This is a genomic window from Caulobacter sp. (genome assembly GCF_039596335.1).
Classification (GTDB): domain Bacteria; phylum Pseudomonadota; class Alphaproteobacteria; order Caulobacterales; family Caulobacteraceae; genus Caulobacter.
Map to the genome: position 1 here is coordinate 1 of NZ_JBCNJZ010000016.1, position 22,572 is coordinate 22,572.

25 protein-coding genes are annotated in these 22,572 nt (G+C 66.3%); 13 read left to right on the top strand and 12 right to left on the bottom strand.

The window, feature by feature from the left end; translation table 11 throughout:
• Positions 1-156: 156 nt before the first annotated feature.
• The 6 genes from ABDW31_RS24190 to ABDW31_RS24215 all read right to left on the bottom strand — a co-directional run bounded on the left by ABDW31_RS24190 (position 157) and on the right by ABDW31_RS24215 (position 5,726).
• On the bottom strand, positions 157-756 hold the full coding sequence (locus ABDW31_RS24190; protein WP_184717349.1) for a lytic transglycosylase domain-containing protein: 600 nt from the start codon (positions 754-756) through the stop codon (positions 157-159).
• Complete coding sequence (locus tag ABDW31_RS24195; RefSeq protein WP_184717347.1) at positions 744-1,265, bottom strand: S26 family signal peptidase; 522 nt, start codon at positions 1,263-1,265, stop codon at positions 744-746. Before ABDW31_RS24195 ends, ABDW31_RS24190 begins: the two co-directional genes overlap by 13 nt.
• Positions 1,258-1,506, bottom strand: a complete 249-nt coding sequence (locus ABDW31_RS24200; protein ID WP_184717345.1) for a helix-turn-helix domain-containing protein — start codon at positions 1,504-1,506, stop codon at positions 1,258-1,260. The genes ABDW31_RS24195 and ABDW31_RS24200 overlap by 8 nt, the downstream gene beginning before the upstream one ends.
• 183 nt (positions 1,507-1,689) lie before the next feature.
• The gene (locus tag ABDW31_RS24205) at positions 1,690-2,016 is read right to left on the bottom strand and encodes a DUF736 family protein (RefSeq protein WP_099538427.1); all 327 of its coding nucleotides are present in this window, start codon (positions 2,014-2,016) and stop codon (positions 1,690-1,692) included.
• A gap of 757 nt (positions 2,017-2,773) precedes the next feature.
• The gene (locus ABDW31_RS24210) at positions 2,774-4,600 is read right to left on the bottom strand and encodes a ParB N-terminal domain-containing protein (RefSeq protein WP_184717343.1); all 1,827 of its coding nucleotides are present in this window, start codon (positions 4,598-4,600) and stop codon (positions 2,774-2,776) included.
• A 139-nt stretch (positions 4,601-4,739) separates the two neighbouring features.
• Complete coding sequence (locus tag ABDW31_RS24215) at positions 4,740-5,726, bottom strand: zincin-like metallopeptidase domain-containing protein (protein ID WP_184717340.1); 987 nt, start codon at positions 5,724-5,726, stop codon at positions 4,740-4,742.
• A 298-nt stretch (positions 5,727-6,024) separates the two neighbouring features.
• Between ABDW31_RS24215 and ABDW31_RS24220 the strand changes: the two genes are divergently transcribed.
• Positions 6,025-6,798 carry a hypothetical protein gene (locus ABDW31_RS24220; protein WP_184717338.1) on the top strand — a complete coding sequence of 258 codons (774 nt, stop codon included), beginning with the start codon at positions 6,025-6,027 and terminating at the stop codon, positions 6,796-6,798.
• A 51-nt stretch (positions 6,799-6,849) separates the two neighbouring features.
• On the opposite strand, the gene ABDW31_RS24225 is transcribed toward ABDW31_RS24220, so the two are convergent.
• The gene (locus ABDW31_RS24225; RefSeq protein ID WP_184717336.1) at positions 6,850-7,086 is read right to left on the bottom strand and encodes a hypothetical protein; all 237 of its coding nucleotides are present in this window, start codon (positions 7,084-7,086) and stop codon (positions 6,850-6,852) included.
• Positions 7,087-7,203: 117 nt separating this feature from the next.
• On the opposite strand from ABDW31_RS24225, the gene ABDW31_RS24230 reads away from it, so the two are divergent.
• A complete protein-coding gene (locus ABDW31_RS24230; RefSeq protein ID WP_184717334.1) occupies positions 7,204-8,097 on the top strand; it encodes a hypothetical protein in 894 nt (297 codons plus the stop codon).
• Positions 8,098-8,238: 141 nt separating this feature from the next.
• Positions 8,239-8,964 carry a restriction endonuclease gene (locus tag ABDW31_RS24235; RefSeq protein ID WP_343699765.1) on the top strand — a complete coding sequence of 242 codons (726 nt, stop codon included), beginning with the start codon at positions 8,239-8,241 and terminating at the stop codon, positions 8,962-8,964.
• A 67-nt stretch (positions 8,965-9,031) separates the two neighbouring features.
• Here the strand turns inward: ABDW31_RS24235 and ABDW31_RS24240 are convergent, their stop codons facing one another.
• The gene (locus tag ABDW31_RS24240) at positions 9,032-12,829 is read right to left on the bottom strand and encodes a hypothetical protein (protein ID WP_343699766.1); all 3,798 of its coding nucleotides are present in this window, start codon (positions 12,827-12,829) and stop codon (positions 9,032-9,034) included.
• Positions 12,830-12,944: 115 nt separating this feature from the next.
• On the opposite strand from ABDW31_RS24240, the gene ABDW31_RS24245 reads away from it, so the two are divergent.
• The 7 genes from ABDW31_RS24245 to ABDW31_RS24275 all read left to right on the top strand — a co-directional run bounded on the left by ABDW31_RS24245 (position 12,945) and on the right by ABDW31_RS24275 (position 16,869).
• Positions 12,945-13,328, top strand: a complete 384-nt coding sequence (locus ABDW31_RS24245; RefSeq protein ID WP_221444631.1) for a hypothetical protein — start codon at positions 12,945-12,947, stop codon at positions 13,326-13,328.
• An 18-nt stretch (positions 13,329-13,346) separates the two neighbouring features.
• Entirely contained in the window at positions 13,347-14,732 is a 1,386-nt protein-coding gene (locus ABDW31_RS24250; RefSeq protein WP_221444630.1) for a glycoside hydrolase family 5 protein, read from the top strand.
• Between the two features lie 58 nt (positions 14,733-14,790).
• The gene (locus ABDW31_RS24255) at positions 14,791-15,186 is read left to right on the top strand and encodes a thermonuclease family protein (protein ID WP_184717328.1); all 396 of its coding nucleotides are present in this window, start codon (positions 14,791-14,793) and stop codon (positions 15,184-15,186) included.
• 99 nt (positions 15,187-15,285) lie between these two features.
• On the top strand, positions 15,286-15,606 hold the full coding sequence (locus tag ABDW31_RS24260; protein WP_184717321.1) for a hypothetical protein: 321 nt from the start codon (positions 15,286-15,288) through the stop codon (positions 15,604-15,606).
• Between the two features lie 3 nt (positions 15,607-15,609).
• Positions 15,610-15,903, top strand: coding sequence for a hypothetical protein (locus tag ABDW31_RS24265; RefSeq protein WP_184717319.1), 294 nt, complete (start codon positions 15,610-15,612; stop codon positions 15,901-15,903).
• Positions 15,896-16,279, top strand: coding sequence for a hypothetical protein (locus ABDW31_RS24270; RefSeq protein ID WP_184717317.1), 384 nt, complete (start codon positions 15,896-15,898; stop codon positions 16,277-16,279). Before ABDW31_RS24265 ends, ABDW31_RS24270 begins: the two co-directional genes overlap by 8 nt.
• Before the next feature lie 8 nt (positions 16,280-16,287).
• Entirely contained in the window at positions 16,288-16,869 is a 582-nt protein-coding gene (locus ABDW31_RS24275; RefSeq protein ID WP_184717315.1) for an alpha-ketoglutarate-dependent dioxygenase AlkB, read from the top strand.
• A gap of 54 nt (positions 16,870-16,923) precedes the next feature.
• Here the strand turns inward: ABDW31_RS24275 and ABDW31_RS24280 are convergent, their stop codons facing one another.
• Positions 16,924-17,952: a hypothetical protein gene (locus ABDW31_RS24280; RefSeq protein ID WP_184717313.1), complete on the bottom strand. Its 1,029-nt coding sequence runs from the start codon at positions 17,950-17,952 to the stop codon at positions 16,924-16,926.
• 135 nt (positions 17,953-18,087) lie between these two features.
• Between ABDW31_RS24280 and ABDW31_RS24285 the strand changes: the two genes are divergently transcribed.
• The 3 genes from ABDW31_RS24285 to ABDW31_RS24295 are packed head-to-tail and all read left to right on the top strand — an operon-like array spanning position 18,088 to position 20,155.
• Entirely contained in the window at positions 18,088-18,285 is a 198-nt protein-coding gene (locus ABDW31_RS24285) for a hypothetical protein (protein ID WP_184717311.1), read from the top strand.
• Complete coding sequence (locus ABDW31_RS24290) at positions 18,285-19,460, top strand: nucleoside triphosphate pyrophosphohydrolase family protein (RefSeq protein WP_184717309.1); 1,176 nt, start codon at positions 18,285-18,287, stop codon at positions 19,458-19,460. The genes ABDW31_RS24285 and ABDW31_RS24290 overlap by 1 nt, the downstream gene beginning before the upstream one ends.
• Entirely contained in the window at positions 19,457-20,155 is a 699-nt protein-coding gene (locus tag ABDW31_RS24295; protein ID WP_184717307.1) for a uracil-DNA glycosylase, read from the top strand. The genes ABDW31_RS24290 and ABDW31_RS24295 overlap by 4 nt, the downstream gene beginning before the upstream one ends.
• Here the strand turns inward: ABDW31_RS24295 and ABDW31_RS24300 are convergent.
• From ABDW31_RS24300 to ABDW31_RS24310, 3 genes are all read right to left on the bottom strand, one after another.
• Complete coding sequence (locus ABDW31_RS24300; protein ID WP_184717305.1) at positions 20,152-20,904, bottom strand: hypothetical protein; 753 nt, start codon at positions 20,902-20,904, stop codon at positions 20,152-20,154. The genes ABDW31_RS24295 and ABDW31_RS24300 overlap by 4 nt on opposite strands.
• Positions 20,876-21,352, bottom strand: a complete 477-nt coding sequence (locus ABDW31_RS24305; RefSeq protein ID WP_343699767.1) for a C1 family peptidase — start codon at positions 21,350-21,352, stop codon at positions 20,876-20,878. Before ABDW31_RS24305 ends, ABDW31_RS24300 begins: the two co-directional genes overlap by 29 nt.
• Positions 21,353-21,561: 209 nt before the next feature.
• The gene (locus ABDW31_RS24310) at positions 21,562-22,572 is read right to left on the bottom strand and encodes an ImmA/IrrE family metallo-endopeptidase (protein ID WP_184717301.1); all 1,011 of its coding nucleotides are present in this window, start codon (positions 22,570-22,572) and stop codon (positions 21,562-21,564) included.

The following is a 22,572-nucleotide window of genomic DNA, read 5'->3' on the forward strand; positions in this document are numbered from 1 at the left end:
GTGCTGGAGCGCATGGTCGATGGCCACCCCATCAACCGCCTCGACGAGCTGCTGCCTTGGGCCTGGAAGAGCGGAAATCACGTCAACACCTGACCGACGTGCAGCGGCCGGACGCTTACCTTCCTTCCCCCTCCCGTCCCTGCAACCCGACCGCCATCACGGCGTCTCCCGGCCCCGCGCCGACCGGGGGACAAACAGCCCGGCCGACGGCGCGGGCGCGGCGTCCGGTCCAGCCGCTTGCAGCGGGAAGAACAGCCGCGTTCCCGACAGCACGGCGGGCGGCAAGGCCGCTTCGCCGGGGATCTGGGCGAGGGTTTCGATATAGCGGCGGGTCTCGGCCGGAAGCGGCGCGCCGGTCTCCAAGTGGGCGGCGTAGCGGGCGGGTCCGGCGTTGTAGGCGGCCAGCAAACCGGGGTAGCCGAACCGCGCGCGCAAGGCGGAAAGATAGGCCGCGCCCGCCAGTATGTTGTCGCGCGGATCGTAGGGATCGGGACCCAGACCATGGGTCTTGGCCAGCTCCCGATAGGTCGCGGGCATCAGCTGCATGAGCCCCATCGCCCCCGCCCGCGAGGTGATCGGCACGCCGTCCAGGTGGGTTCGCCCGCCGCTTTCGGCGCGCATCACCGCCACGATCCAGGCCTGCGGAATGTCGAACCGCCGGGCCGCTTCGGCGATCCACGGACGCCATGGCTCGATGCGCGCGGGCGTCGCCGGGCTCGCCGCGACGACCGCCACGACGGCGATCAGGGCAGCCATAGCGGGGTCGCCCGGCCGATGATCGCGCCCTTGCTCACCGGCCCGAAATAGCGCCCGTCGAACGAGTCCGGCGAGGGATTGAGCAGCAGGACCGCGCCGCCTGACAGCCGCTGGCACCCCGACCACCATGGCAACTTCCGTCCCCGCCGATCGGCCGCGCGGCGCATGGCGACGGGCCGGTCATTGACCGCGATCGAGGTCCCGACCGCGCAGACCTTGTCGCCCGACACGGCGGCCACGGCCTTGATCATCGGCACATTGGCGGGGAGATAGCGGCGCTGGGCGGCCAGGCGCCGCGCGGCGGGCGGCGGCTCGGCCAGCACGTGATCGCCGACGCGGATCGCCGCGCCCGGCCTGATCCGCCACAGTCCCACCGAGGCGCTGGCGCTGGCGTTCCAGACCAGGCGCGGGGCGGGATCGAAGACCAGCGGCGCGGCCAGGGCGACCAGCGCGCCGGCGGAAAGACCGGCCAGGATCTGGCCGCGCGTGGTGAGCCAGCGGCTAAACATGGCGGTCCCCGCGCTCGGCGTCGCGGCGCGAGCCGTTGCGCCGCGACCAGGCGTCCAGCTCGTCAATGTGGTATCGGATGAACCGCCCGTGGCGCCGGAAGGCCGGGCCTTGGCCCTGACCGCGCATGGTCTCCAGCGTGCGTTCGGCCAGCCCTATATAATGCGCGGCCTGGGCGGTATTGAGGAACGGGCTGCCCTTGCGCGCGCGGGCGGCCCGGTTGATCGCGTCGTCTTCGTCCATCATCGCCGTGCTCCCTTTCTCGGAGGGCGCGGCGGTGGCTGGATCGGGTTGGGCCGCGCTGGAGCGAGCAGACCGCGCCCAGCGCGCGGGCGGGACGTACGCAAACGCGCCTTTGAATTTCGTTCCCCCCTCTCCTTGGGCGGGCGGTGGCCCCCGCGCCTGGCGGCGCGAGGGCGGGGCCGGTCAGTCCTCGGGGTTCCAGATCAGGGCGAAGACATCGTCGTCGTCCTGGCCGGCGGCGCGACCGAGTTTGACCTTGTAGGTGCGCGGGCCGATGTCGGGATGGGCCAGGGTCAGGCCGACATATTCCTGGCCCTTGACCTGACCGACGTTGTTCCAGCCGGCGCCGATCTCGATCCCGGACGCCACGACCCGGTAGTCGGGATAGGCGGGCGAGGGCTTGTCGCGGACGGGCACGATCTCGATGTCGGCGCGGATGTTGAGCGTGCGGAGCTGGCCCTTGAAGGCGCCGGTTTCCGAGCGGGTGACGTGGCCGAGGGTGGCGGTCATGGCGGGGGTCCTTTCAGCGATCCGCCGGGGCCGATCCCCGGCGACAGGCGCCCGTCATGGGCGGCCCGGCCCGCCTTGACCCGCAGGACCCTTGAGGGTCCGGAGGGCCGCAGCGCAGCGCAGGACCCGAGCGACGGGCTTTTTTGCAGCGAAGCGGGCGCGAGGAGCCGCGCCCTCTTGTCTTGGGCGCGGCGGGGAAAAAAGTTCGGCGCGACGGTTCGAGGCGGGACGGGACGCCCATAGGGTCCAAGCCATCGTCGTGGGGTCGTGTCCGGCGGTTTGCTGCAAGGCCCCCCGCCATGACCGCCCGCTCGGCCACGCCGCCCGCGCGGGAAACCGGGGCCCTCAAGGGCCGGCGCCGTCACCCTCACGGCCTCGCCGCCATCGAGATCGCCCGGCCGCGACAAGTCCTCGCCCGCCTATCGCCGCGCACGGGACGGGGCGTCCGGGATCGAGATCGGCGCCGGCTGGCGCGGCGGCGGCCAGGTCACGGGCCAGGACGATGTCGGCCTGATCCTGGCCCATGCCGACATCGGCCCGCCCGCCTGCAAGGCCAGGCTACGGCCACGCCGTCGGCCAGGACGACGACGATGTCTTCGCCCTGATCTAGAACCTTCGAGGCCTGACCGGCCCCGCCTTCGCGCCGCCCGGCGCGGGGGCCACCGCCTGCCCAACGCCATAAGAAAAACCCCGCGTCGCAAGACGCGGGGCGCAAGGTCTTGAGGGATCGGGGCGAGCCGCCGCCCGCCCCGCCGGCTCATTCGGCCGCGAGGATGGCCGGGTTGGGATCGCTGACCAGGGCCACGGTCGGAGCCGGGACCTCGCCCGCGCCGGGGACCTTGACCCGACGCAGCAGGGGCGCGACCGCCTTGCTCCGTTCGGCGGTGGCGAAGCGCCGCTTGGTGTAGGCGCCGGCCGGGAAGGTCAGCCAGCGCGGCGTCCAGCGCGCGACCTTGGGACGGTCGTTCGTCCCGTCGAGGAAGTCGCGCAGGATGGCCTTCTGGGTCTTGACCTTCTCGGCCAGATTGCCGTCGGCGACCTTCTTGCCGCCGACCTCCTTGAGCATGGCGTTGACTGCTTCGCGGTCGCGGATCAGCTCGAAGAAGGCCGCGTCCGGGCTCCAGAACGTGGCCATGTCGACCTTCATGTGCAGGCCCGCCGCCTCGACCTCGGCGCTCCCGGCGGCCAGCGCTTCGCCCATGACCACGGCGGCGATCGCCAGGACGTCGGCGTCGGGCAGGGACAGGAGCTTGGCGAAGACGCCCGCCGCGCCGCCGTCGCCTCGCCGTCCGACCAGGGCGCCGCCCGTTTCGACGCCGAGCAGGGCGGCGGCGCCCGCCTGCTTGGCCCGAAACCGCGCCTCGGCCGGGCTGGCCTCAACGCTGGCCGACACCGCCTCATGGCCCGCCCGCCGGGGATCGGCCTCGACGCGCCACAGCGCCGACCCGGCCACGGCGTGGGCCACCAGCAGCCGCAAGGCCACGCCCGCATGGTCGGCCAGGACCGCGCGGACGGCGGCATGGCGGTGCAGGTCGATATAGGTCTGCTGAGCGCTGGTGACTTCGGCGCGGTCGGTCTTCGGACCGTCGCCATCGCCCTCGCCGCGCGCGGCTTTCGCGGCGGCGGCTTCGGCGCGCCGGGCCTCCTTGGCGCTCAGCCAGCCTTCGTGCGTCGTCACTTCGCCGCGCGAACTGACGGCCAGGAAGACCTTGCCGCCCTTGGCCTTGGAGACCCGCTCGTGCTTCCAGGACTCGAAGGCCTTGCCGGTCTCCAGCACCTCCACCGCGCTCCAGCCGTCGGCCAACAGGGCCTCGCGCCGGGCCGCCAAGGCCTGGTTCTGGCTGGTCCAGAAGAGATTGGGGTCGGTGAAGTAGCTGTCCTCGCCGAACAGGTCGGCGATGATCTGGCCAGGATAGTCGTCGAGGCTGAACAAGGCGTTCTTGGCCGGGATAGAGGCGCCGCCGAACAGCCAGGTCTTGAGCTGGGCGCCGGTCGGGGCGCGGCGCTCGGGATCGTCCAGCATGGCCAGCCACTCCTTTTGCTGGCTTTTGGTGGCCAGGGTCAGGGCGCGGACGGTGGCCACGTCGATGGCCTCGCGCCGATAGAGACCCCGGATGCGCGGCAGGAGGTTGCCCAGCGCCAGGGTGCGCCGGACCACCGCGTCGGTCATGTGGAAGGTGGCGGCGATCTGTTCGGGCGTGCGGCCCTTGCGGATCAGCTTGGCGAAGGTCTCCCAGCAGGTGACCTCGTCGGCCGGGAGGCGCGCGAGATTTTCGATCAGCGAGGCCTCGATGGCGGCGGCGTCGTCGCCGGGCGCCAGGATGCCGATGGGCACCGGATCGATCTCGACGCCCTGGGCGATGGCGGCCATGGCCGCGAACCAGCGCCGCCGCCCGGCGACGATCTCGAAGTGACCGGGGACGACGGCTCCGTCCTGGGTCTTTTCCTGCACCAGCATGGTCAGGAGAACCCCGCGCTGACGGATCGACGGGGCGATGTCGGCGGTGTCCGGATCGGGCCGCCCGTAGTTCATGTTGAGCGGTGAGATGGTCATGTTGCGGGGGTCGGCGAAAGCGAGTTTCATGACGGTTGCTCCTGTTGTTCAGGGGTGGAACCGGCCCCGTCCGTGTTGCTGTCCAGGCTGCGGGCGGGGCCGGGGATGCGCCGGGATTGGCGCAGGGCGTCCGGCGCCGGGCTTGATCCCGGCGCGCGGAAGGGCGGGATCAGGCGGCCATGGCCCATTGCGCCAGGGCGCTAGGCTGTGGCGACGGCGCGGCCTGGAAGGCCAGCAGGAAGTCGGCGGCCTTGGAGGCCTGGGACGCGGCGCGGAAGATGGCGCGATTGTCCTCGCGCAGGACCTCCAGCCAGGAGCCGATGTAGTCGGCATGACGCACGGTGGGGACGATGCCGAGGGTGGCGCCGACGAAGGCCGCGCCCATTTCGGCGACCAGCTCCTCGCGCGCATAGGCCTTGCCGCCCCGGTGGCCCGACTGGTCGCGATCCAGGCGCGCGCCGTGGCCCGTCCAGTGCGACAGCTCGTGGAAGGCGGTGCGATAGTAGTTGATCTGGTCGGTGAAGGCCGGTTGCGGCGGGACCTGCACGTAGTCGAACAGGGGATCATAGAAGGCGCGCGGCCCGCCGACCCGGAAGTCCGCGCCCGTGGCGGCGATCAACGCCTCGGCATGGGGGACGGCTTGGCGCTCGGGCAGCGGCGCGGGTTCGGGATCGACGCCCGATAAGCCTTCGCATTGGGCGAGATTGAAGACGGTGAAGCGCTTGAGGAAAGCGACCTTGCCGGGCTCGTCGCCGTCACGCGCGGCGCGTTCCTGCTCGGCCTTGGGCGTGAAGCGGTCGGCATAGACCACGCTCGTGCCGCGCTCGCCGCGCCGCACGCAGCCCCCGGCGGCCAGGGCCTGCTTGAAGGTCAGCCAACCCTGGGACGGATAGCCGTGCTCGATGACCGCGCCCCAGAGCAAGAGGATGTTGACGCCCGAATAGCGCCGCCCGGTGATCCCGTTGCGCGGCAGAGACAGGGCCGCGCGCCCGGCCGTTCCCCACGGCTGGACCCAGGGCAGGCGCCCGGCCTCCAGCTGGTCGATGATCCGCTGCGTGACCTCGTCATAGAGGCTGGCTTCAGCTTGTCGGGACGGCTCCCGCCGGGAGGGCGAGGCCTTGGCGGCGGACTTGCGGCGTTGACCGGTCGGGCGCATGAGCGGGCTCCTTCCCCGCCCCAAAACCCCGCATCCTTTCGCCGGAAAGGGGGGTGGGCGGCGAAGAGCGACCGAAAAGGCCCGTCGCCGGACGGCGGCACCCGAAGGGCCGAAACGAGAGTGAAGGAGCCGGCCCCTGGCCGGCTTGCCGCCGCCCAAGGCGGGCCTAGAAGGGCGCGCCGCCCACCCCCGTTTCAGGGGAAAGGAAAACCAGGAAAGTCATCGCGCGCAGCGCGATGGCCGTCCAGGATCACGACTGATCGACACAGGACCATGCGTCCGAGCGATGGAGGACGTCTTGGACATCGATCCGGAAGAGCATACCGACGAGCACGACGACCGCGGCTACCAGCCTTCATCCGAAATCGATCCCGCAACCCTGCCCGCCGCGCTGCGCAGCCTTGAACTGCTCGATGATCCCTACCTGTCCATGCAGGCGACGAACCTGGGCATGGTCGACATGTTCTGCATGAGTTTGGAGGATCAGCTGCTGGCGACTTATTGGGCTACCGACCGCACCCCTGTGATGGACGCCACCTTCGTGTCGGCCCAATCGCAGATGTGGATCTTCGCCGCCTACGAGTTGCTCAGGACCTGGCGCCAGCGCGCCAAGGACTCGATCAAATGGGCCGAGAACGGCGGCTTGCCCACCAAGATCGCCGACCTAAGCAAGGATGTCGGGTTCCTGCACACCGGACGCTTGATGCGCGCCGCGCAGCTGGAGCGCCTGCTGGCCGAACCCGCGCGGGTGGACAAGCTGCGCGAGGATTTGCGGCGAATTCACATGCCGTACGCGCGGATGCACTTCCTTCGCATCGCCCTGGCCAAGCATGAGGTCAGCGGCCGCAAGAACGCCATCGCCTACGCGCCGGGCTATGGGCGGATCAACATGTGGTGCGGTGCCATCGATTTCGAGCTTTCGAACGGCCGCTACATCCTGGGGAACATCAATCGGCGCGACATCGCCAACGACATCCGCTCGATCATGCTCAATCCAGACCCGCCTTCGCCCGAGCATCTGGCCGAGTTCGACGCCTTTATGAAGGGCCCTCCTGGCGGATCGGAGGCTTAGAACCTGGCGCTGTCCGCAGGCAGGCCCTGATGGACCGATGTCCAGGGCCATTCAGGCCTCCGACGCGTGCTCGGCCGGCCGGGCCTTGCTGGAAAGCATGCGAGCCCCGTCGCGTTCGATCACCACGATCACCGCTTCGTCCCGCCAGACCTCCACCGACACGGCGCTGGCATGCTCGCGAAGCAAGCTCCACGCGTGAGCGACATAGGCGTCGGGCGCAAGCGCCTGAACGTCGACCGCCGTGGCGACCTGATTGTCGGCCAGGCAAACGAAGGTGTAGGTGTCCATTCCGGCAAGCCTAGCATCGATTGCGAGCGGCGCTGGAGGGAAAGGACCGCCGCTTCCGACTTGCTCGCCGTTCGATTCGACCTGTCTCTAGACTGATCGACCGACGGAGCGACCACCTTGCCGACCGATGTTGAGGCTCGTCAGCACTTGATCGCCTCCGATCGACTGGAGCGGCTCGCCGCAGCCATGGACGTCTGGGACTTCAACGCGTTCGACACCTGGCGCCCGACGATATGGCGCCTCATGGAAGACGTGCTCGATGCTCGGGTGTGTCGGGAGTTTGAACGCCATCCACCGGAGTATTTGGTGGGCGACGACCTTTCATGGCTGGACGCGATCATCGCGGACGCCACGGGCGCGCACACCGACATCAAGACGATGGCGGCGGACCGCATCGCCCGTCATTTTCGGGCCTTCCGGACCTGCCACGCGACCCGGACGGCCGATGTCGAGGCCTTCTATCGCGACGGCCTACGGCCGCTGGATCCCCAGACGGCCCACGCGCGCGCCGCCAAGATCTTCTTGGGTGGCCAATTTCCGGAACTCTCGCAAGACGATCTCGACCAAGCCATCCGCGCTGTCGGCACGGACACCAGGGAGGGCCGCGTCTATTTCGACGCTAACGAGCGAGCCCTGATCGATCATGCCGGCCACTACCTCCTCTATGGCGGCGAGTACCTGGTCGCGATCGCCGCCCACCTGCCGCGCTATCGGGACTATCGACAGTGCCTCAAGGCTTTCGGAGCGCCGACCCTGTTCGTCTGCGATGTCCCGTTCGCATCGATGCACAGCTACACGCTGCTTGAGTTTGCCGGCGTGGCCCTGGAGTACATGTTCGAGCGCTTGGCCGACGACGACTTCGAACCCGAGCGCTTTCGCGGCGCGGGGTTCTCCATTCGCCGTCCCCTGCCGCCGGAATACATCGTCGGCCACTACCATCCCACCTGCATCCGCGACCCATTCCTAGGCTATGCGGTGTTGGCGGAACCGGCGCCCGCCGGGCCTCAATGATGAACCGTCAACTTCGACTCCGTACCCGTCATCGATCGGATGCCGACCATGCCGCATGATACTCCAGCGTCCAGACCCGCACCACGCATGGCAAACCCATCGCTCTACAAGAATTCAGATTCCGATCCTCAAGGTCCATGGATGGCATCGGACCTGACCATCGCGAGCGTCCGCCCCCGTCAAATTTATGAGTTGATGGGGAGCCTCCCACCGGAGGGCCGCAGCTGGCGATATACCCGCCAGCGCATGCAGGAGTTCGAAGCTGAAGGTCGTCTCGTCTTGCGAGCCGGCGGCCGCCCGTTCCTGAAGCGCTACATGGCCGATGCGGCCGGCGTGGCCGCCCCGTCGCCAGACGAGGTGGCGCAGCTACCGCCATTCGCCGCGTTCATCCGGGAGTTCTCGGCCGACTTGGCGCGCCGACTGGCCTTGCGGCCCGGCGATCTCAAGGACCTGGAATGGCGCGATCTCGAGCGGGCGTTGGCCGAAGCGTGCGAAGGTCTCGGCTTTCAAACCCGTTTGACGCGCCCGGCCAAGGACGGCGGTTTCGATATCGAGCTAGTAGCCGCCGGCGAGACCTACTTGGTCGAGGTCAAGCACTGGTCGGCGCCGTCTCGTGTGGGAAGCCCCGAGGTCACGCAGTTTGCGGAAATCGTCGTCTCTCGTGCCGCCGCCCGGGGTTTGTTGCTCTCCACCTCGGGCTTTCGATCCGCAGTGATGGCGGAACGGCTCGAAGTGGCGCCCCAGCGGGTCGCCTTGGGCAACGGACAAAAGATCATCGGCCTCTGTCAGCGCTATCTTGAAACCACACAGGGCATGTGGTGGCCGCAAACGCAGCTGCCCGAGGTGCTCTTTCTCGACACCTTTTAGCGATGAACACGCGCTTCTCCACGGACCTTCGATATTGAAGCGCGGAGGCTCGACCTCTCACGTCAACTTAAGCCCTAGGTGGCGACTTGCGGACAAGCGGATCTCCGTAGACGCTCATCGCGAAATGGACATCCGCCGTGTCGCCGAGACGCTCGCTGACCGCCGCATTGCCGGCGGCATTGGCGTCGATCACTGGCGCTCCGACGCTCCACGCCGCGAGGAACCCAGGAAGCCAGTAGACGGGAACGCTGGCGCTCAGCGGCCAAGGAGAGCCGATCACTGTCGAACAGCCGGCGTTCAACAATTGCTTGGCCAGACCCATTGTCGTCTGCGCGCCGGGCATGGCGTCGACGCGTCCGCCGCTGCAAACCAACAGCACGACGACCTTCACGTCCGACAACGCCCGGGCCAGGGCGCGCGAAGGCTCGGCCAGCCCGTCCTCGTCGCTGATCCCCTTGAAGAACCGGCCGTCGGGTAGATGCAATCCGCCATGAGCGCCAACGATGGCTAGTTCGGCGCCGGCGAAATCGGCAGGGATCGTTGGTTCCTGATTTAAAGGTATCGCGTGCAGATCGAACGTCGGCTGCAGGCGTTCGGCCATGACGCCCAATGTCGGCATCTGCTCCGGCGCGGACGCCGTCGAAATCCAGGCACGCGGCGGACTTGCGGCGCGATCGCGTCGCGCGGCGGCATGAGCGAGCCAAGTTAACGACGGCGCCATCGCTATTGCGCGATGGCGCGCTGCAAAGTCGCCGTCCACGGGGATCAAGTTCGCCGGTAAGGACTGGAGCGCGGTGTCCATGATCATGACCGCCCGGCGGGGAGGCAGGCTGCTCACGCCGACCGAGCGCAGACTTGTTAGGAAGGCATTCGCTTCATCGCGATCAAAGCCGTAGTTGTAGGGATACCGTCGCGACCATTGCCGGAACGCAGCTATCGAGAAGGTCCGCTCGTCTTCGACCTGCACGGTTTCACCGGCTTCTTCGTCGACTTCGACCCGCACCAGACGACTTTGTTCGTCGAGGCCCAATAGGGTGACACCCAACCCAGTCCGCGCGATATCCCTGGCGATGCGTAGTGGTGTCTCCGGGCGCGAAGGCAGGTCGACCGGCTCAGCGTCACCTATTTCGTCCCATCGCGTCACGGCCTGGTCAGCGAGCAGTTCGATGGCGAAAGCGACATCCTGTACCGCTCCCACGGCCGCCCCATTCAGGAATCGACGAGCGAGAATGGCCAGGTTGCGCATGTCGAATCCCGCGTCGCCGGCAAAGCGAGCGTTTTCCGTCCGGCCCGCCATTTGCGCCAGCGCGGCCGCATCAGGGCGATCTGCGGCAAAGACGCGAACCTGGTCGGCGATCGCGCCACCGAGCCGATCGATGGCGCTCGCCATGAGATCATCGACGCCCGCAGGCGTCTGAACGGCTTGAGCTCGCGCCAGACGCACGGCCTGAACCAGCAGCGTGGCCACCGGACCAAGTTCATCCCGTTTCTCCAAGACCACGCGGCAGTTGTCGGCGATCCGCTCGACCAAGGCTTCTAACCGAGCCGGATCATCATCGTGCGAACCCAGGTCTGAGAAATCGAGCAGCAAGGTCACCGTCTCGAGCCGATGCGCGTAGCGCTCAGCAAATCCGCTTTCCGTCAGCATGTCACTCGCCTGGCCGAGGAGACGACGCGACAGCACGCTCAGACCCAGATCTCGGAACACCCGGATCAGCGATTGAATCTCGTACCAGACCTCCGCGGCTAAGACTGGTACGCGGCGTGCGGCGCCGCATGACAACGCCAGCAAGGCTTCGAGCAAATCACCTGTCCGATGGTAGACATCGCCATAGGCGAACCAAGCAGCCCGCTGCCGCGCCGGGTCGGTTCCGCTGAGCTCAAGAACCCCCTCGATCAGGTCACGCGCCTGTTGACGACGCCCCGCTGCCACAAGCTTGCCCGCTGCCAGCCTCATGGCGGTCAGATCAAGATTTGGCTCGTTGGTGTAAGGCGCAAGAGCCGCCGCAACGGCGGTCGTTACCTTGAGCGCGCGCTCGTCGGCGTCATCGACCAGCGTGTCGCCCTGGACCTCGACCATCTCGAGAAGATCGCTGGCGATCCTCGGCTTGAAGTCGCGGGGCAACAACTGCGGAGGAAAGGTCAGACGACCGATCGAAACAACGGGCTCACTTTCAATCCAAGCCCGGGCGGCGGAAATGACGGCGCGCAGGTCCTCTTCAGTCGGTAACGGCCCCACGACGGGCGGCGTTGGACGGATCTCGGGTTTGAGACTGGCAAGGGCGAAGAGCGCATGGGCTGCCGCCAATCTGCCGCTACTGCCACTGGTCTCGACCGAGACTAGTCGGGCCAGGGACCTTCGAATGGTGACGTCCCCAGGTACTACGCCCAGGTACCAGGCGGTCGTTTGGATAACGAGCGACAGGTCATCCTCGATCTCGTCGTCGTCAGATCGGCGGCGCAGAAACCTCTGGCTGGCTAAATGAAGCAGATGCTTGATTTCGGTCGCCGTTCGCCGATCGTCCCCCCCCGTCGATATGAGGATGTTCGTGGCCAAGGGCAGCAGATCATGCCGTTCGGCATGTTGGGCCAGCGCGACGCGGCCGATGTCGGCGAACGCGGCCCAATCGGCGTCGAAAGCCTCGTAGACCGCATCGTAGTCGACATCGGCGGAGCCCAGGCTGGTTGCGAGCCATGTGTAGAAATTCGCCTCGTCCGCGCGGTCGGCGATGTCCCGCAGCAACGCAGCTGCGGCGGCGTAGTCGCCGTCGCGCCGGCGCTCCATCAAGCGATATTCCAGCAAGGCCGTGGATTGGGGGAAGCGACCACCCATCCTCTGCACACAGGCTTCCACGACATCGGCGACGCCGACTTCGTGGGCCAACCGCATGGCGGTTTCCAGGTCCTCTTCGCGTTCGAGTGAGGCAACGGCCGGGCGCAAGAGTCTGGCCACGAGGTCCCCGTCATGGGCCCGGTGAGCCACGCGGGCATAGGCGATGGCGACATCCGGCGGCAGGACCGACGGGCCGGCCAGTTCGGCGTTCAAAAGCTGCACGGCCGCTCCGTGCAGGCCGGCTTGCGAGAGCAGCTGAATCTTCATCCGCGACTTGACGAGATCGGAATAGGCCAAGCGATCGATTTCGGTGATTACGTCACCGACCCGTCCGGACTGGATCGCCTGCAGCCAGGCGACGGCGCGCTCGGCGACGACGGCCTCCGGTGAGTGCTCGGGGCCGCCGCCGATGACCCCGCAATCGTCGTCGATCTGGTTCAGACGCAGCTGGTTTTCCGGACGGAACGGGAAATCCTCTCCGGCGTCTACCAAGACGTAGATGGCGGTTTGGCGCGCGCGCTCCACGCACGACTTCGCCAGACGCGCCAGGTGCTGGCTCCAGATCGTCTCCGGCTGTCCAAGACCATCGGGGCGGTCAAGCTGCAAGGCGGCGTCGCGATATCGAGCCCCATAGGGCACCATGACCGCCTGCTTGGCAGCCGGTGCGGGAAACGCGGCCAGCACGGACGTCTGATCTAGATTTGATGTACTGACCACTTTGAGCGCGCGAGCTAACCAGCCGGGAAAATGCGGGTCGTCCGTCGGGACGGAAGCGGCGGTGAGCGCCGCGGTCACCGCTGCTCGCAGTTGCGCCTCGTCAGGATCGCTGGCCTGTCGCGGAGCGAGAACGACCGTGACGGTGTCGACTAGGTTGGCCTCACCATCACTGATCCCCAGCAACACGGCCACCTGCTCAGCCAGGCGGCCAAGCTCTGCGGGACCCATGCAATAGAGGTCGGCCTTCCCCATAATGGGCGCATTTCGCAACATCATGTCCTGCAAGGTCATGGCGGGGCTGTCCTCGTTGGACATGAAGGATCTCCATGGACGGTGACGCGACCGAGATTGACGGGCGACAAGGGTCGGCCCGACGCCCTTATCGACTTGCGCGCTAGCCCTGGCTAGGCTCCCGGAAAAGGGGCGCTCCATGACCAAGAAGACCGGCAAGAAAGCCGCCAGCGACGCGGCCAAGGTGCTGTCGGACCCGACGTCCACGGCCGCCGAAAAGAGCGCGGCGGGCGCGGCCCTGACCCAGCGCGCCGGCCCAAAATCGTCGGCCGCCAACGAGACCACGAGCCCCGCCGCCGCCAAGAAGGCCAGCAAGGTCCTGTCGGATCCGAAGTCCACGGCCGCGGAGAAGACGGCGGCGGCCTCGGCGCTGGCCCAGGCCGCGCCGAAGGCCAAGCCCGCCAAGCCGCCGGCCAAACCCGCGTCGAAGCCGGCGGCGAAACCGGCCGCGCCCAAGCCCGCGACGGCTAAGCCTGCCGCGCCCAAACCAGCCGCCAAGCCGAGCGCACCAAAGCGCAAGTAAGCGGGGCGCGCCTTGGCCATGGAAGCCATCACGCGAGGCTGGGCGACTGTGCGACGTGGCCTGATCGGCGCCGTCGCCCTCGCCGTACTCGCTCAGCCCGTCCAGGCCCAGACCCCCACGGCCGGCGACTGGACCGGCCACGTCGGCGATGGCGCGACGGCCCTGCGCCTGAACCTCCACCTCGCCGCCCAGGGCGGCCTTCTGTCGGGCACGTTCGACAGCGTCGACCAAGGCGCGATGGGCCTGCCGCTGGCCAATGTCGAAGCGCGGGACGGCCGCCTGTCGTTCGACTTGCCGGTCGCCCATGGCCGCTATGTCGGCGCCTGGGACGCGGGCGCGAAGGCCTATGTCGGAACCTGGAGCCAGGCCGGACAGACCACGCCGCTGACCTTGGTCGCCGGCGCGGCCGCGGCGCCCGCCGCCGCGACCTTGACCCCGGCGCGCTTCGACTATGTCCCGGCTGCGCCGGCGCGGCCCCGCGTCGGACCCGCCCTTCCAGTCGGGCGTTGCATCAATCTCTCCAACATGCTCGAGGCGCCGACCGAAGGCGCCTGGGGGCGCCCCATCCAGGACGGCGACTTCCCGTTCATCGCCAAGGGCGGGTTCACGACGGTGCGGATCCCGGTCCGCTGGTCGGCGCACGCGGCCAAGACGCCACCCTACGCGATCGATCCGGCGTTCATGGCTCGCGTGGCGCACGTCGTGAAGACGGCCACGGATCATCGGCTCAACGTCATCCTCAACGCCCACAATTTCGATGAGCTGACGGCCGATCCCCCGGGCCAGACCGAACGCTTCGCCGCGCTCTGGCGCCAGATCGGCGCGCGGTTCGCCCAGGTGCCGGACACCGTCTGGTTCGAGCTGATCAACGAGCCGCACGACAAGCTGGACGACGCCAACCTCGGCGCGGTCCTGGTGCCGGCCCTGGCCGCGGCGCGCAAGCGCAATCCGCGCCGGCCGGTGCTGATCGGCGGCGGCGACTGGAGCGGCCTTGGTAGTCTCGCCACTCTGGTCCTGCCCGACGATCCCTATGTCGTGCCGACCTTCCACTACTACGACCCCTTCGCGTTCACCCATCAGGGCGCGACCTGGGTCGAGCATCCGCCGCCGTTCGGCCGCCGCTGGGGCTCGGCGGCGGACAAGGCGTTGCTCGACCAGGACCTCACCAAGGTCAGCGCCTACATGGCGCGCACGGGCCGGGTCCCGGTGATGGGCGAGTTCGGGGCGCAGGATGATCCGCGCGTGCCGATCGAGGATCGCGTCCGATACTACGGCGCGGTCAGCGCCGCCTTCGCCTCGGTCGGCGTCCAGGGCTGCGCCTGGGGGTACGCGTCGGGATTTCGCCTGCGCGACGGCGCCGGCTGGTTGCCCGGGATCGCGTCGGCGATCGTGACGACCAAATAGGGGTCCGCGACGGCGCGTCCGACTTCCTTGACGGCGCCGAACGCGACTAGAAGCGGGCATGATCATCGCCGCCGCGCTCACCGCCATCATCGCCTGCAACGCCCCCGCCGTTCATGACGGCGACACCCTGCGCTGTGGCGCCGAGCGCGTGCGCCTGTTCGGAGTCGATGCGCCGGAGGTTCGCCGCGGCAAGACCCCCGCCGAGCCGCTGGCCTACGAAACGCGCGACGAACTGATCCGCCTGACGCGCGGTCGCGTCGGGTGCCGCTTTGTCGATCGCGACCGCTATGGCCGTTTCGTGGGCCGTTGCTGGTCGGACGCCAGCCCCGACATCAACGCCGCCCTGATCCGATCGGGCCTCGCGACGGAGTATCGACGCTACAGCAAGGGCGCCTATGCGACGGCGGAGGATGAAGCGCGCCGCGCCGGCCGCGGCGCCTGGCGGCGTCCCTAGTCATCCACACGCGGCCCACAGGTGCGACGCCGACGCGCGATGAGTCCGATTGACTCTCTTGGCCCCAAGGAGAACATATAAGGAACATCGGAGCCCCCCATGCCATCCCAACCCGCGATTTCGCGTGCGACGCCGCACGCCTGTGCCTCAGTTTACGTTCCCTTCGAGGCCGACATCGAGACCCTGGCCGAGTGCGTCGCGCCCGACCGTCACCTGCGGACGATCTGCGGCTGCGGCGAGATGGCCGAGTTCGACGCGACAGCCTGGCTCGAGCGCCGCCTGGGCGACTTCTCCATCATCAATTTCACCGACCGGCTGCGCTGTCCCTGCGGTCGACGCCAAGGCCGCTTTGAGGTCTGGCCCGGACCGGCTGGCTGCTCGGGCCTGAAAACCCGTTTCGCCGCCTCGCTCTACGACTGAACCATGTCGATCCCACCACCATCTCCGCCCGTGACGCCGACCGCGCCGCGCGCCGATCGCCGCGTCATGAAGCTGACCCGCGTCCGGGTCGACACCACCGACAAGACCTCCAGGACCCTGCACTTCCTTCATCCCGACGGTACGGGCCGCGGCAATTCGCGGGTCGGCTTCGTCTCGCCCGAGCACGTGCCGGCGTTCGAGGGCGAGGAAGGCTGGTTCGAGATGGAGCGGGTCAGGGCCAAGCCCTGGTCGTACTGGCGCGCCGTTCGGCGTCTGGACCCGCCGGCCCATGCCTGAGCCCAGCGACGCCGACCGGCGCAAGGCCGCGCAGCTCGATCCTGCTTTCGCCGACGCCCGGCTGATCGACGCTCTGGAGCGCGGCTGGGAGATCGGCTTTCGCTGCCAGTACTGCGGTACGGGCAAGACCTGGCGCCGGGACACGATGCTGGGCCGGGCGCGGCGCTATCTCAACTGCACCATGGCCCAGATCCAGGCCCGCCTACCCTGTCCGCGATGCCCCGGCCGCATGCCGATCATGACGATGTCCGGCGTGGTCGACCCCGGCGACGCCGAACGCCGTCGCTGGGCCACCATCTCCCTGCTGCTCGATGCGGGCTTGAACCCCACTGACTACGGCTACGGCTGGACACCGCCGGGTCGGCAAGCTGGCTGACGAGTATCATGGACCTGCAACCCAACCTTTTCGACCTGCCGCTGGCCCCGCGCCGACCGATGCCCGACGGCTTCCGCTACCAGCCTGACCTGGTCACCCTCGACGAGGAGCGCGCCCTGGTCCGCCAGTTCGAGGACCTCGATTTCAAGCCCTACGAACACCTAGGCTATCTGGGCAATCGCCGCGTGGCCGCGTTCGGCTGGCGACGCGGCGCCGACGGCGCCATGGTCGAGACCGGCGAAGGCGTTCCGGATTTCCTCACGCCCCTACTGAACAAGGTCGCGGCGTTCACGGGCCTGTCCGCCGGAAGCTTCCGCCACGCCCTGGTCACCGAATACGCGCCCGGCGCCGGCATCGGCTGGCATCGCGACCGTCCGCCGGCCGTGGCCATCGCCGGCGTCTCGCTGCTGTCGCCCTGCACGTTCCGCCTGCGCCGCAAGGTGGGCGACAGATGGGATCGCGCCTCGATCATCGCCGCGCCGCGCTCGGCCTATCTGATGAGCGGCTCTTCGCGCAGCGACTGGCAGCACAGCATCCCGGAGGTGGAGGCCCTGCGCTACTCGGTGACCTTCCGCACGGTTCGCGCCTAGAGCCCCGAGCGCCAGAGCGGCTCTGGCCCGCCCAAAAACCGGAAAACGTCTGCGTTAAACCGACTGTGCCGCACTCTCCTCCTTCATCCATTCCGAGATTTTGGCCTTATGATAAGTGCATGACCAACCAACGGCGGACGCGACACGCCTTGCAGCCGCTTCGCTCGGGTCGACGATGACGACCCGCGCCCGACCGGTCGGACGGGCGCGGTTGCCATCCGATTTTAGCTCGCCGTATTCTTGGCTGTGAAACCCGCACCGCAAAATGAACCGCGCGTGGAAATCCGCCTCTGGAAGCGAATAGCCCAGAAAGGTCACCTCCGAAGCGGTGCTAAGTACATCGACTGTTCTTCGCCATAGGTGCTGGGAGATCTCATCTTCAAAATGCTTGCTGTACACAGGCGGCACGATGAAGGGCATGTATCGTCGGCGGCTAGAGATCGGGGCCCGAAAAGGCTTGAAGGCGTACATGCCTGTTTCCTTGTCGCCGAAGAGCGAAAAGGTTTTGTCTCCCTGCAGGTGCTTTCCCGTATCGTGGAGATACCAATTGAGAGAGCCGTGAGGCTTAATCAGTTGCGGCCCTTCGCACTGGACGCCCAAACCATATGAATCAGGACAAACGTTCTCGCCAAATAGAAGTTGATCCAAGACCAAATCCCAATTGAAAGAAATGACTATCGCCTTTTCATTTTGAATTTTTTCGACTAATTTTTTCAGCCAAGGCGGACTCTTTTTCAGCGATGACTGCTGAAGTTCATGGAACCACTCCGACAGCTCCAGAAGAAGCTCTTGCTGACGCTGATCGAGCTTTTCGGATGTGAACTTACCTGTCGCGGGACGACTAGAGCTGAATAGCTGACTATTCGCCTGCATCTCCGATAGCAGCGCTTCGATGTTCGGGAAGCTGTCAGGCAGCGCCGCGTTGAAATTTGGATGGTGGAAACGGATGACATCAGCAAGGTCTTGCGAGAGACCCTTCGCGTCCAAGCGTGCCCACATCTTCACGAGCAGGTTCGCGATGGTTGGAAAGCCCAACCCCGCCGACAGTCCCGCACCGACGACGTAAACCGATTTTGCCTTCACCGGCGCCCCCCAAAAGGCCTAGCCCGCCCAGCCGCGGTAACATCGAGGCAGGAGAGCGAAATAGCGCCGGCGACGCAATGTCACGCTGTATGTCCAGCGATTTACACGCCTATGAAATCATGATTTCATGATTTCATGACCTATGAAGCCGCGGCGACTGGACGCGACGAACATCTGCAGATCCAAGTGCCGTCGACGACCAAGCATGACTTGGCGGTCAAGGCGGCCAGCGCACGCGAGCCGATACGCGTCCTAGTATTGAAGGCGCTGCAGGCCTACGGCATCGATGTTCCTGACGAGGCCATCCAGGATCGAAGGAAGGGCCGTCGCTGATGACTGACGACTTCAGTCCCCTCACCGTCGCGAGCTATGCGGCTCAGGCGGGCTCGACCGACCAGCGCTCAGACGGAAACTCGATGAGCTTTCCGCTTCTCGGCCTATTCGGTGAAACTGGGGGCCTGTTGAGCGTCGCAAAGAAGAAGCAACGCGACCGCAATTCGTACCTTGGCTACTCAAGCGCAGTGGTCGAGGAATTTGGCGACGTACTATGGTACCTCGCCGCCGTCGCGGCACGCGGCGACATTCGTTTGAGCGCCATCGCTGCGAACGCCCTCGAAGGGTCGTCAGATTGGGGACGGGAACGCCCGGACCTCACGTTCGAGCAGTTGCAACCGGACGATCTGAATCACACCGTCAAGCGTAATCCTGCCTTCGAAACCACGCTGCTTCAGTTGGCACAGGATGTCGGCACCCTGATCGAGGACCATAACGCCGGTAATCTATCCGACAACCGCGACCTTCTCGCCCGCCGGCTTGCGACTATCATGGGACGACTACTCCAGTCGACCAAGGAAGCAGGCGTCACGCTTGAGGCTGCGGCCGTCAAGAATCTCAGCAAGAACTTCGACCGTTGGCCCCAGGAGCGCGCGTACCCGACCCCCTTTGACGAAGCGGCCGACCCGAACGAGCGCCTCCCTCGTTTTCTGAAGATCGAGATCTTCGAGCGCGAGATCGGAGAGCAACGGTTCGTCTATCAGCGGTGCAACGACATCTTCATTGGCGACCGCCTCACCGACAACGCCGCCGTCGCCGACAACTATCGTTTCCATGATGTCTTTCATTTCGCCCACATGGCAGTTCTCGGATGGTCTCCGGTCATTCGGGCGCTGCTTCACCTGAAGCGAAAGAGCACCCCCAAGATCGATGAGGCTGAGGATGGCGCCCGCGCGATCCTGATCGAGGAAGGGGTCACCACCTGGATTTTCGGCCAGGCGAAGGAGCTTCATTTTTTCGATGGTCTCGGACCGGGCAAATTGCCGCTCGACATGCTCAAGCACGTCAGGCAGTTCGTCGCCGGCTACGAAGTGGGCGAGCGTCCCTTGTGGCTCTGGGAAGAGGCGATCTTGCAGGGTTACGAGGCGTTCCGCTTCCTCTGCAAGCACCGCTGCGGTCGCCTGATCGTCGACATGAACAATCATAGCCTGAAGATCGAGGCGCTGCCCAAATGACTCCTGATCAGTTCGTCGACACGCTTGCCGCGACCCACCTGCCCGCCGTGTTCAATCCCTGGGGTGAACAGTGCGAGATCCACGATCTCAAGGATGCCGCCGAGACGCGACGCGGCAATTTCGCGAAGTTCCTACAGGCCTCTCTCGATGGTGGGGTCAAGACGATGTGGATTGCGCGCGACCTTGGCTACCGCGGCGGACGTCGCACCGGCATTCCGCTGACGGACGAGGTCCATCTCGGATCCTGCGGCGCCCTGCTGGGTGGGGTGAACCTTGATCGAGCAACCGACGGCCCGGTGGTGGCCGAACGGACCGCCGCCGTTATCTGGCGGGTACTCTCGCGGATCGGGGAGCCCGTAATGCTGTGGAACGTGTTTCCTTTCCACCCGCATGTGGACGGCGATCCGATGTCCAACCGTTGCCATACGCGGCAAGAGCGGGAGGCCACCTGGCCCCTGCTCGAGGCACTCATCGAGATGATCGAGCCCACTCGGATCGTGGCCATTGGCCGCGACGCGAACCTCGCCCTGGCGGAACTGGGCGTCGAGACCATCGCCGTCCGGCACCCAAGCTACGGCGGACAATCGGAGTTCATCGCCAGTATGTACGACCTCTACGGCGTCGATGAGGAGGCGTCGGCGCCACCGCTTCCATTCGGCGATCCGCCCACCGCACGTGAACTGCGAGTCGCCTAAGCGCAGGCCTCGAGAAGAGCAGCAATCTCGGCGGTCGAGGTCGAATCAGGCCTGTCGACCTGCGCGTGAGTCGAGACCAGCGTCATCGCCCCCACCGTGACGCGCCCTTCCTTCGCGATGAAATCCATCAGCTGACCCAAGCCGATGATATTCCCCAGAAGCTTCTCGATATAGAAGTGGTTGCGATACATCGCCGTCAGATCGAGAACGTCTACGCCGTTTTCCTTTCGCAACTTGAAGCTAGCGAAGCTCAGGCACTGGCCGCCATACGGCGAATTGTCGACATCTCTGATCGGGTCGAAAATCTGCAGCTCAAACTTGTTCCGCGCCCTCACGTTCGGATTTTTTATCCTGGCAACAATGTCGGCCAACTGATTGACGGGCTTCCCCTGACCGTTGGGCAGACGGATCATGCGCTCAAAATAGTAGCCCGACCAACGGTCCGACTTGCCGACCACCGGGAGGACGTTCTCCTCGAACCGCTGGTAGAATTTGGGTGCTCCGTGACGACGGTAGAGCCCCGCCGGAAATAGCGTGTTCGCGACTGTATCGACGCCCTTCTTGCCCTTAGAGCGCAGAAACGCATCGACCGCCTCCACAGCCGGATCGGCAAGCGAAGCTCGTAGAAGTGGGTTCTCCACGCCAATGATCACGTTGGATGCGTGGTGACCCTTCTGTCCTTCGACAGTCTTGGTCGCCTCACGCCATGCCGACACGCAATCAGGCTGCGGCTCGATGGGCATATACATCGACATCATCCGTCAAAATCGCCGCGCCAAACAGCCTCGGCCCCATGTATTCCTCGGTAATCCAGGCGTGGCCGGCCTTCCCCCAAGCCGCACCCCAACTATTACGCACAAGTAGCGCCGACCGCCCTCCGACGTCCCCTTCGGCCACCACCACGACAGCGTGACGGACTGGTGTGTCGATTGGCTCACTGGGCTTTGCGTGAACCACGCCATCCAAGTCGGGTGAGAAAAAGCTGTCCGACAACCTGAGCAGTGCGACGACGGCACGGCCGGACGCGAGCTCGGACCTGATCGCGGCGACGCTAACCGGCAGAGCTGAACCTCTGCGCCCAAATAGCGGTGTCGCGCCTGCCGGCGGTCGCCATTCCGCTAGATCTGACGGCAGCGAGACCAAGTAAGGCCATCCGGCCTCGATAGGCTGTCCGTCTTCCCGCAGCGCGTTCAGCATGTGCGGCAACGTTGCGCCCTGTGTGGGAAGACGCCCGCCCCTTCGCTGGGCGTGGTAAAAGGCGAACTCACACGACAAGGCGACCCGTTCACCGCGAACCTGAGCGTGCGCATCGCTGGCCGCGAAGGCCAAGCAAGTTGGACGTTGCCCCTGATCGCGAACTGGTCCTAGCGCCGGTCGGAGATCATGCTGGATCGAAACGGTGAGCGTCACAGCTCCTCCAAAATTCGACGCCGCTCAAACCGCGATAGCCCAGCTTCTTCCGGGCCGCTCAGATCGAACTCAAAGTCCAGGGAACCTGCCGCGTCGCCAGACCAAGGACGGCGCTCGTCCATCCGCAGATGTCCGCGGGGCGCATCCACAGGTTCGACGGTCAGTTTCCGCAGAACGGGGTTGCCAATGCCCTCGTCGTCAATCGCTTCTCGTTGATCGCGAACGATCGCGAAACCGCTCGCCGCAAGCTGATCGACATTCCAGACGTAACCGGCGCTACTGCGCTCTTCTAGCTGGAGAACGAAGAGGTCGTTTCGGCTTCCGGCAATGTGACCACCTTGATCGCGTGCGGTCAGTCGCCATACGTCACCACGATAGTTTGGCGGCTGATAGTCGCCCAGGAGAGCCACTTTCAGTTCCCGTGGCTTGACGCTGAGGAGCCGTTGACGCTGAGCTCCCGTGATCAAGTTGTGGCGCTCAAGAGACCTGCAGGTGGCCTCGTAACTGGCGCCCAGGCGAACCGACAACTGGTAAGCAATGGCCGGATGGATCAGATCGTCAGTTCGCCACCCTTGCCGCTGGCAATGCAAAATGACCAACCATCGCGGCATCATGAACGCCGTGGCGAATGCGTCTGCTTCCGTCTCCTGGAATTCGATGTCTTGAGCTCTGGCCAAGGGCGCACGCCGTAGGATGTTGTTCTCGTCATCCAGGCTTGGCCGATGCCCCATCGCGAAATGCCCAAGCTCATGGGCAGCGGTGAAGCGTTGAATGCTCATGGGACGCTCGGTAGTGACCAGAATCCCGGGCATCGGCGCGGGCAGGAACACCCCAAGTAGCCCCTGCAGCGGTCGCAGCATCAGCGGCAGGCCGAGCTGGTAGATGGCTCCGAATACATCGACTGGCTCACCCGAACTCTCGACGAGTTCACGAACACCAAGGTCCCGAAGCATTCGCCCCGCCGCCATCGTGCCGGCCCGCACCGCGCTGGCGTAGTTGTCCGCCAC

What these genes read in the sequence shown, in the direction of transcription:
- ABDW31_RS24190 (WP_184717349.1), bottom strand. Translation starts at nt 756, where the DNA reads ATGGCTGCCCTGATCGCCGTCGTGGCGGTCGTCGCGGCGAGCCCGGCG.
- ABDW31_RS24195 (WP_184717347.1), bottom strand. Translation starts at nt 1,265, where the DNA reads ATGTTTAGCCGCTGGCTCACCACGCGCGGCCAGATCCTGGCCGGTCTT.
- ABDW31_RS24200 (WP_184717345.1), bottom strand. Translation starts at nt 1,506, where the DNA reads ATGGACGAAGACGACGCGATCAACCGGGCCGCCCGCGCGCGCAAGGGC.
- ABDW31_RS24205 (WP_099538427.1), bottom strand. Translation starts at nt 2,016, where the DNA reads ATGACCGCCACCCTCGGCCACGTCACCCGCTCGGAAACCGGCGCCTTC.
- ABDW31_RS24210 (WP_184717343.1), bottom strand. Translation starts at nt 4,600, where the DNA reads ATGAAACTCGCTTTCGCCGACCCCCGCAACATGACCATCTCACCGCTC.
- ABDW31_RS24215 (WP_184717340.1), bottom strand. Translation starts at nt 5,726, where the DNA reads ATGCGCCCGACCGGTCAACGCCGCAAGTCCGCCGCCAAGGCCTCGCCC.
- ABDW31_RS24225 (WP_184717336.1), bottom strand. Translation starts at nt 7,086, where the DNA reads ATGGACACCTACACCTTCGTTTGCCTGGCCGACAATCAGGTCGCCACG.
- ABDW31_RS24235 (WP_343699765.1), top strand. Translation starts at nt 8,239, where the DNA reads ATGGCATCGGACCTGACCATCGCGAGCGTCCGCCCCCGTCAAATTTAT.
- ABDW31_RS24240 (WP_343699766.1), bottom strand. Translation starts at nt 12,829, where the DNA reads ATGTCCAACGAGGACAGCCCCGCCATGACCTTGCAGGACATGATGTTG.
- ABDW31_RS24245 (WP_221444631.1), top strand. Translation starts at nt 12,945, where the DNA reads ATGACCAAGAAGACCGGCAAGAAAGCCGCCAGCGACGCGGCCAAGGTG.
- ABDW31_RS24250 (WP_221444630.1), top strand. Translation starts at nt 13,347, where the DNA reads ATGGAAGCCATCACGCGAGGCTGGGCGACTGTGCGACGTGGCCTGATC.
- ABDW31_RS24255 (WP_184717328.1), top strand. Translation starts at nt 14,791, where the DNA reads ATGATCATCGCCGCCGCGCTCACCGCCATCATCGCCTGCAACGCCCCC.
- ABDW31_RS24260 (WP_184717321.1), top strand. Translation starts at nt 15,286, where the DNA reads ATGCCATCCCAACCCGCGATTTCGCGTGCGACGCCGCACGCCTGTGCC.
- ABDW31_RS24265 (WP_184717319.1), top strand. Translation starts at nt 15,610, where the DNA reads ATGTCGATCCCACCACCATCTCCGCCCGTGACGCCGACCGCGCCGCGC.
- ABDW31_RS24270 (WP_184717317.1), top strand. Translation starts at nt 15,896, where the DNA reads ATGCCTGAGCCCAGCGACGCCGACCGGCGCAAGGCCGCGCAGCTCGAT.
- ABDW31_RS24275 (WP_184717315.1), top strand. Translation starts at nt 16,288, where the DNA reads ATGGACCTGCAACCCAACCTTTTCGACCTGCCGCTGGCCCCGCGCCGA.
- ABDW31_RS24285 (WP_184717311.1), top strand. Translation starts at nt 18,088, where the DNA reads ATGACCTATGAAGCCGCGGCGACTGGACGCGACGAACATCTGCAGATC.
- ABDW31_RS24290 (WP_184717309.1), top strand. Translation starts at nt 18,285, where the DNA reads ATGACTGACGACTTCAGTCCCCTCACCGTCGCGAGCTATGCGGCTCAG.
- ABDW31_RS24295 (WP_184717307.1), top strand. Translation starts at nt 19,457, where the DNA reads ATGACTCCTGATCAGTTCGTCGACACGCTTGCCGCGACCCACCTGCCC.
- ABDW31_RS24300 (WP_184717305.1), bottom strand. Translation starts at nt 20,904, where the DNA reads ATGTATATGCCCATCGAGCCGCAGCCTGATTGCGTGTCGGCATGGCGT.
- ABDW31_RS24305 (WP_343699767.1), bottom strand. Translation starts at nt 21,352, where the DNA reads ATGCTGAACGCGCTGCGGGAAGACGGACAGCCTATCGAGGCCGGATGG.